Raw genomic sequence first — 6,861 nt, 5'->3', positions numbered from 1 at the left:
AACTCTTTCACCCACCCTCCCCCCCTACTTTTTTTCCTTGGGGGCCCCATCTCCTTTCCGGGCCGCCCCGCGGCACACGCGCGGGGGTTGGCGGCCCCCCCCCCCCCCCCCACTCTCCGCGCGCGGGAGGCAGGCGTCAGAGCATGGCGGGAGGCTGCTCATCCGGTGCCGTGACCGGAACAGGCCGGGTGCCCCCCGCCGCGTGGCTGCTCAGGTCTTGTTGACCGAGCGCCGCAAGGAGAACAAGCCCCGCGGCGTTGCCAGCAGCCCACAGGACGCTGAGGAATGAACCGAGCCTGTCCCGCCGATGGTTTGCCGCTCGGTGGCGAGGCCCGATCGCCGTCCTCATGCGCTGCGCCGCAGGGCGCCCGCCGCAGCCCATGCCCTGACGGCATGCAGATGCTCAGGCAGGATGCCGACGTAGTGCTCGGGCTGTACGAGGAGCGTCGGGTGGCCGGCAGCGGCACGTGCTTCTGCCCAGGCATGGTCGACGTCGGTGAAGTCGTCGTCTATCCAGGCGAACGGGGCGCCGGCTGCATGAACGGCGACGTGATCCCTTTTCCACAGGTACCCATCGGGGTGGCTTGTCGTGAGGAGTAAGCGCGGCAGCGGCACATGGGGCCAGGCGGGCAGCCCGAGGCGGGAGCCGATCAAGCCGGACGCATCGGCGCGCCAACTGCTGCACCACACCGGTTCCAGGCTGGTGGCGTCGAGCAGCTCGAGGATTTGCGGCCCGTGCTCGGGGTTGAGCCAAATTTTGACCGGCTCGGTGTACCCCTCGGGCAAAACGTTGTCGAGGCGGTGCGAGGCGGGGGTGTGCCCGTGACGGTTCGGCCCCGGGATGAGAACCCCGTCGATATCGAGGTACAGCAGCATGAGCGGGTGATCCCTTCCGGTGATCAACGACGCTTGAGCAGGGTCACTCGGTCGTGACGGTCGTCGGCGCGGATGGTCATCAAGAGCCGTCCGCCGGGGCGCAGGGCGGCGGCGGATGCGGTGAGCAGCGGCCGAGGGTCCGAGAAGCTGAATGCTCCGAAGATGGACAGACAGACGGTGACCGAGCTGGGTGGGAGATTCCGCAGATACTCAGCGGCGTCGCCGCGGACGAAATGAAGCCGGCTGAGGTGGCCGTACAGGGCCCGTGCCCGGTCGACCTTGTGAGGGTCGCGGTCCACACCGATGCCGACTGCTCCGGCGTGGACCACGAGGTGAGCGAGGTTGTGCCCGCTGCCGCAGCCCAGCTCGACGACCAGGGAGCCGCGCAGGTCGCCGAGTAGGGCTGCGTCCGGGCCGATGCCGGGGGCTCGGGTGAGCTCGAGGCGTCGGGGAGGTTCTACGGTTTGAGCAGGGCGACGGCTTCCCCCACGTGGCGCCCGATGGTGGTCATCCACTTGCCCTCGGCTCCCTTGGCCCAGCCGCGGTCGAGCTGCTCGGTGAACCACTCGGCAGCCCAGATGCGATGCCATCCGAGCGCCCAGGAAGCAGCGTCCAGCCCGCCGCGGTCGTCCAGTGCTTCCCGGGCACCGCCGGCTTCTACATACCGGTCGAGTAGAGCGCTGGTGCGTTCAGGGTCCGGCGCTTCCAACGTGCCGTGCCACGACGCAAGGTCGAGCAGGCCGGGGCCGATGAAGACGCGCGCAAGGTCGAGAATGCGCAGTTCTCCGGCGCCGATATGGATGCTCGTGGGGTGGAACTCTGAGTGCACCAGACCGAACGGCGGGAGCTGCGCACCCTGAGCCCTGGCCTCAGCGGCGCGGTACAGGGCATCGGCGGCTGTGCTCAGCTCTTCGGCTGCTCCGTGCCGTTTGAGGCGCTCGGAGAGGCGGGTGGGGAGGGTCGCGAGGGCCGCCTCGTCGAGCATGCGCAGTCCGGGGTCGTTGCTGACTCGGTGAATCGCTGCCGCTGCCGTGGCGCCGTCGAGGTCGTCGGCGTCACGGACCGCTGCACCGAGGTCTTCGATCAGCATTCCGAGCAGCGGCCCGTGGTGCTGCGCGGCGTACAGGGTGGGGACGGGAAGCCCAACCGCGGCAGCCATACCGAGGGCGTAATCCTCGCTGTCGAACGGCTCCTCGGCGTACTTGAACACCACGGACGCACTGTCCGGGAAGGTCAGGCGTTCCACGCCGGATCGGGCCCATACCCGGATGGGCGTTCGGGTGTGTGAGGCTTCGAGGCCGGCGTCTGCCAGCAGGCGCGGCAGCATGGCGGTGACGTCCGTGGTGTCCACTGTCGTCCTCCTGGTCAGTTCGTCGTGCCGCAGGCGTACACGGCGCTCAGCCACTCGGAGCGGAAGGCGCGCAGGTCCTCACGAAACCGGTCGATGGATGCGCCGTAGGGGAGGCATGCCCCGCCGGACTGGTCGGGCACGGACTGGCACCCGTGCACCAGCCGACCGCCGAGCGCGGCGTGTGCCTTGATGGACTCCACGCGCCGCGACTCGTTGAACCACGTGGAGTGGTAGACCTCATCGAGCATTCCGCCCGTTTCCTCGTCGAGGTCGAAGACGACCGAGGTCGCGGCGGGGAAGAACCAGCACGGCCCGACGTTGCTGATCGTCCCGTCGAGCTCGACCTTGTTGAGCGCCATGAGCGTGGCAGCCTCGCGGAGCATGCGGAGCTCGGCCGGGCCGATCTGCTCGAGGCCGGCGACGGGCAGCAGCTCGTCACGGAAGAGGTAGGCGTAGACCTCCCATGCCGTGGTGAGTACCTTCGCCGGATCGGCCGTGGTGCGCCCGTTGGCGCGAATGAAGTCGAGGGCAGTCTGCTCGAGCGCTGCCTCGGCCGTCTCCTCGACGCCGAGGAGGCCGGCGCGGACTTGCTCCCAGTCGCACACGAGCCACGACGCGGAGTCGAAGCGGAAGAAGTACTTCGCGGGGTCGATCGTGATGTCCGTGCCGTGGACCTCGATGCCGGGCAGACGGGCCCAGCGCGGGTCGAACGCTTCGGGCAGTTTGACGCTGATGACGGGCGGGGCGGTAGCGGTCATGACGCAGCCTCCTTGCCGGTGGTCGGTGCGCTGCTTCGTAGCAGCACAACGGACCGTAAAGGCGCGCCCATGAGCGAGTAAGGGACGGCCCGGCACAGTTTCCGCAGCTCAGACGATGCAGGTATGCCGTAGTGGCCTACCGGTGCTGGTCAGGCCCGCACGCCGAGATGATCGGCAAGAACACCGAGCTCGGGCATGCGACGTCGACCGCGCCGGTCGAGTAGCTCGGCCACCACATCACGGCCAAGGGGGTGGTAGGTCATCCATTCCGGTGCCAGTGCGCGCACCTGCATCAGTGTGGCCACTGCATCGGCGTCCTTCCGGGCCTGCTGCTGGACGTACGCGACGTTCAACAGGTAGCGGGCGCGCCATGTCTCGGGCACCCGTCCGTCTTCCGGCACCTCGTCGACCAGGCGCAGCGCCTCGTCGAGATCGCCGTACTCGACCGCGTCACTCACTGCGGACATGGCCACGACGCTCGGTCCGAACACGGCTTGCCGGTCGGCGTGGTCAATCTGATACCGGGCAGCCGCAGCCCGTGCTACTCCGAGCAGATCACGGCACGACGCGGCACGGTCGTTGCGGGAGGCAGCGGCCGAGGCATTGATGAGCAATGCTCCGAATACGGCAACGTGTGGCGCATCTGCGCGCGAGAGGGACGGCTCGAAGTGCTGCGCAGCGCGAACCGCGAATGCCTCAGCTTCGTCGTACCGGCCTTGTCGGCACAGAATCCAGGTAGCGAAGTTCGCCGCGCACGCTTGCTGTAATTCGCTGCCGGATGCCTCGGCGGCGGCGACCGCGCGTTCGACGGCGATGAACGCCAGATCCTCTTTGCCGAGGGCGATAGCGACACCCGCAGCAATCTCGCAGGCGGTCGCCATGGACTCGTTCAACACCACTTTGTCGACGTCGGCGGAGTCGCGTACCGCATGACGTAACTCGGCAATCAGGTCAGGCAGGCTAGCGACAACTGCCGAGTAGCTGCCTTCCTGATATAGCCCCCACGCCTCTTCAATTGACGCGCTCAGAGCCTCGAGGGTCGGCGCACCGACATCTGCGTCTCCATGGGCGGCAAAGCCGGTCAGCGCGTCCGAGGGGGTGAGCACGCGGCGTAGGTCGAGCATCCCCTTGCCGGCCGAGGACGGGCTCGACGTGGTGAGCACGTCCGGTTGGGCCATAAGTGTGGGCAGCCCGACGTCGAGCGCCTTAGCCAGTCGCGCCAGAGTCGCAAGCCGTGCGGTCGATCGCACTCCCTGCTCCAGCCGGCGCACGACGTCCACGCCGACCCCCGCGCGCGCCGCCAGGTCTTCTTGTGTCAGGCCGCGCCGGGCGCGCAGGCGAGCGAGCTGCTCGCCGATCGGGGAGGGTAGGCCCACCGTGTGCCTCCTGTCTCCGGCGCGTCACCGGGGCGGTTGGTCACCAGCCATGCAGAGACAGCGTCTTGCCCGCCCGGATCTCGGTCAACACGTTCGCCACATATGGGATCGTCTTGTCGGGAAGATCTGTAAGGTCGACCCAGTGCAGGCCGGCGCAGAGCTCGGGCTCGCGGTTCACCGGCTCGCCTTCCCAAGCGTCCACCTCGAAGAAGAAACCGAGTCGCGCGCCCCATTCCTCGCCGTAGTGGTGTGCGACATGTACGAACTTCAACGAGTCGGGGTCGACCTGAACCCCGACTTCCTCGGACAGCTCCCGCGCCGCGCCCACGGTGAGGGACTCGTCGGCTTCCAGCCGTCCGCCCGGGATGCCGAGCAGACCATCGGAGAACCCTGTGTTCGCCCGCTCGGAGAACAACACCCAGCCATCGGCACGGCGCAGCATCACGCAGACGTCGACAACGGCGGTGTAGCGGTCCGGATGCTGCCCCACGATCTACTCCCTCGCGACGGAACCTTGTCCCGTCAGCGTAGATGGGGTCGTAGTGATCACCTATCGGGCTCTACGGCTGCTTAACGTGCATCAGCTTGGCAGCCCGGACTACCAGTCTTACCGCTGGAGAGCGAGGGCGCGCCCCTTGTGCCTCGAGGGCACACCCAGGGCACAAGGACCAGAAAGACCCCGGAAAACGGCGGCAACTACCGAGTGTAGTTTTCGCACGTCAACCGGAGTTTCCTTAGATCAACGCAGGTCAGACGATCACTCGAGCGGTTCGTCAACTACCGCTAGTACAGCGGGAGCGCGGGTACGCGCGTACGCACGCGAAGAGGGCGCGTCGGGAACGGTGACAGCACCGCCCCGACGCGCCCTCATTCTGGCCGTCAGGCTTTTCGCTAGCGGGTGGCGAACGGCCGGTCCGTCGGGACGATTTCGCGGCCGAGGGGCATCAGCGAGACCGGGATCAGCTTGAAGTTGGCGATGCCGAGCGGGATGCCGATGATCGTCACGCAGAGGGCGATGCCGGTGACGATGTGGCCGAGCGCCAGCCACCAGCCCGCGAAGATGATCCAGATGATGTTGCCGATCAGCGATCCGGCGCCGGCGTCGCGCCGTTCGACCGTCGTCCTGCCGAAGGGCCACAGGGCGTAGGCAGCGATGCGGAAGGAGGCGATACCAAATGGGATCGTCACAATCAGGATGCAGCAGATCAATCCGGCGATGACGTAGCCAATCGCCATCCATAGCCCACAGAGGACCAGCCAGATGATATTTAGGATGAACCTCATAAAACAGTAGCCTTCCACGTGACTGGTTCTCTGGCCACTGAGACGCTCGGGCGCTGACCTGTGGTTGCTGTTTTCCGGGACCGGACGGGATCAGTCGGCGGTTCGTGGCTCGGCGGTGGCCCGGGTGCCGCTCGCTTGCGGTCCGCTGTTCTTCAGGCACGCGGCCCGGGCGGTGGCGGACCCGCGTTCGGGACGGCGTGAAGTCGAACTCCGCACCCGACCTGGGGCGCAGCCGTCCGGAGCGGACGGAAGCGGGGGGCGCCGCGCAAACGGGCGCCCCCGTGCGTCACAGCTATTCGTCGCCGCCGCAGAGGACAATGCTGAGGCCGCTGCCGTCGCTGGCCCCGAAGGCCATGCGGGTCTCTTCACCCTCCGCGGGCTCCATGGCCTGCAGATCGAGGAGCACCATCGCTCGTCACCCCCTTCCCCTGCCGGTTTGCGGGCGACCGGGCGTGTTGCGGTGCCCAGCGGCAGAGTGCGGTCGCGAACCGCCTCGTCCCATGGTCGCACCGCTGCCGGGAGGCCACATAGGCGTGCGGCAGCGGCGCTTGGCGCACACGTCGGCGGTGCGGAGGCGTCTGCGGCCTTTGGCGGTGCCCTCCTGATCCACGACACTCCGGCTGCTCCGCATGTGCTCGATCTCTGGGATGCTGAGGGGCCATTGGCGAGAGGGGCGGCTCACATGCAGTGGAAGACTCACGGCGAGCGACAGATCTACACCAACCAGTGGGTCAATCTGTGCCTTGTTGACGTCGAGCAGCCGGATGGACGGCGTTGGGAGCACCACGTCGTACGGATGCGTCACCTTGCCGTTGCTGCTGTCGTCAACGACCGCCGCGAAGTCCTCATGATGTGGCGGCACCGCTTCATCACGGACACATGGGCCTGGGAACTGCCCATGGGTCTCATCGAGGCCGGTGAATCCCCCGAGGCCGCCGCCGCTCGCGAGGTCGAAGAGGAGACTGGCTGGCGCCCCACGCCGATGAAACCGCTGGTCTACGCGGAGCCGGCGAACGGCATCACGGACTCGCAGCACTACGTGTTCCACGCGGACGGTGCGACGTACATCGGACCGCCTACGGAAAAGAACGAATCCGACCGCATCGAGTGGATACCTCTGGAACGCGTTCGCGGCATGATCGACCGTCGAGAGATCGTCAGCAGCGGCTCACTGGTCGGCCTGCTGTACGTGCTGATGGACGAGGCGATCCGGTGA

The 6,861-nt window shown here is 67.4% G+C and carries 9 protein-coding genes; 1 reads left to right on the top strand and 8 read right to left on the bottom strand.

Going from position 1 to position 6,861, the window contains the following annotated elements:
• Positions 1 to 345 precede the first annotated feature (345 nt).
• The 8 genes from AB0F13_RS23305 to AB0F13_RS23270 all read right to left on the bottom strand — a co-directional run bounded on the left by AB0F13_RS23305 (position 346) and on the right by AB0F13_RS23270 (position 6,054).
• Positions 346 to 876, bottom strand: a complete 531-nt coding sequence (locus tag AB0F13_RS23305) for an HAD domain-containing protein (RefSeq protein WP_362085513.1) — start codon at positions 874 to 876, stop codon at positions 346 to 348.
• Positions 877 to 899: 23 nt separating this feature from the next.
• Positions 900 to 1,391, bottom strand: coding sequence for a class I SAM-dependent methyltransferase (locus AB0F13_RS23300; RefSeq protein WP_362085510.1), 492 nt, complete (start codon positions 1,389 to 1,391; stop codon positions 900 to 902).
• Positions 1,334 to 2,227, bottom strand: a complete 894-nt coding sequence (locus AB0F13_RS23295) for an aminoglycoside phosphotransferase family protein (protein WP_362085507.1) — start codon at positions 2,225 to 2,227, stop codon at positions 1,334 to 1,336. The genes AB0F13_RS23300 and AB0F13_RS23295 overlap by 58 nt, the downstream gene beginning before the upstream one ends.
• 14 nt (positions 2,228 to 2,241) lie before the next feature.
• A complete protein-coding gene (locus tag AB0F13_RS23290) occupies positions 2,242 to 2,985 on the bottom strand; it encodes a hypothetical protein (RefSeq protein WP_362085504.1) in 744 nt (247 codons plus the stop codon).
• 149 nt (positions 2,986 to 3,134) lie between these two features.
• Positions 3,135 to 4,361, bottom strand: a complete 1,227-nt coding sequence (locus AB0F13_RS23285) for a helix-turn-helix transcriptional regulator (RefSeq protein WP_362085501.1) — start codon at positions 4,359 to 4,361, stop codon at positions 3,135 to 3,137.
• A 40-nt stretch (positions 4,362 to 4,401) separates the two neighbouring features.
• Complete coding sequence (locus tag AB0F13_RS23280; protein ID WP_362085498.1) at positions 4,402 to 4,851, bottom strand: NUDIX domain-containing protein; 450 nt, start codon at positions 4,849 to 4,851, stop codon at positions 4,402 to 4,404.
• Positions 4,852 to 5,252: 401 nt separating this feature from the next.
• Positions 5,253 to 5,645 (bottom strand): YccF domain-containing protein, encoded by a 393-nt coding sequence (locus tag AB0F13_RS23275; RefSeq protein ID WP_362085495.1) that lies wholly within the window; start codon positions 5,643 to 5,645, stop codon positions 5,253 to 5,255.
• Between the two features lie 292 nt (positions 5,646 to 5,937).
• Positions 5,938 to 6,054, bottom strand: a complete 117-nt coding sequence (locus AB0F13_RS23270; RefSeq protein WP_362085492.1) for a SapB/AmfS family lanthipeptide — start codon at positions 6,052 to 6,054, stop codon at positions 5,938 to 5,940.
• A 273-nt stretch (positions 6,055 to 6,327) separates the two neighbouring features.
• Here AB0F13_RS23270 and AB0F13_RS23265 point away from each other — a divergent pair, with 273 nt between their 5' ends.
• The gene (locus tag AB0F13_RS23265) at positions 6,328 to 6,861 is read left to right on the top strand and encodes an NUDIX domain-containing protein (RefSeq protein WP_362085489.1); all 534 of its coding nucleotides are present in this window, start codon (positions 6,328 to 6,330) and stop codon (positions 6,859 to 6,861) included.

It is taken from the genome of Streptomyces sp. NPDC026206 (genome assembly GCF_040638465.1).
Lineage (GTDB): Bacteria > Actinomycetota > Actinomycetes > Streptomycetales > Streptomycetaceae > Streptomyces.
Note: the sequence above shows the minus strand (reverse complement) of the source record. Positions and strands in the feature narration are given on the sequence as shown.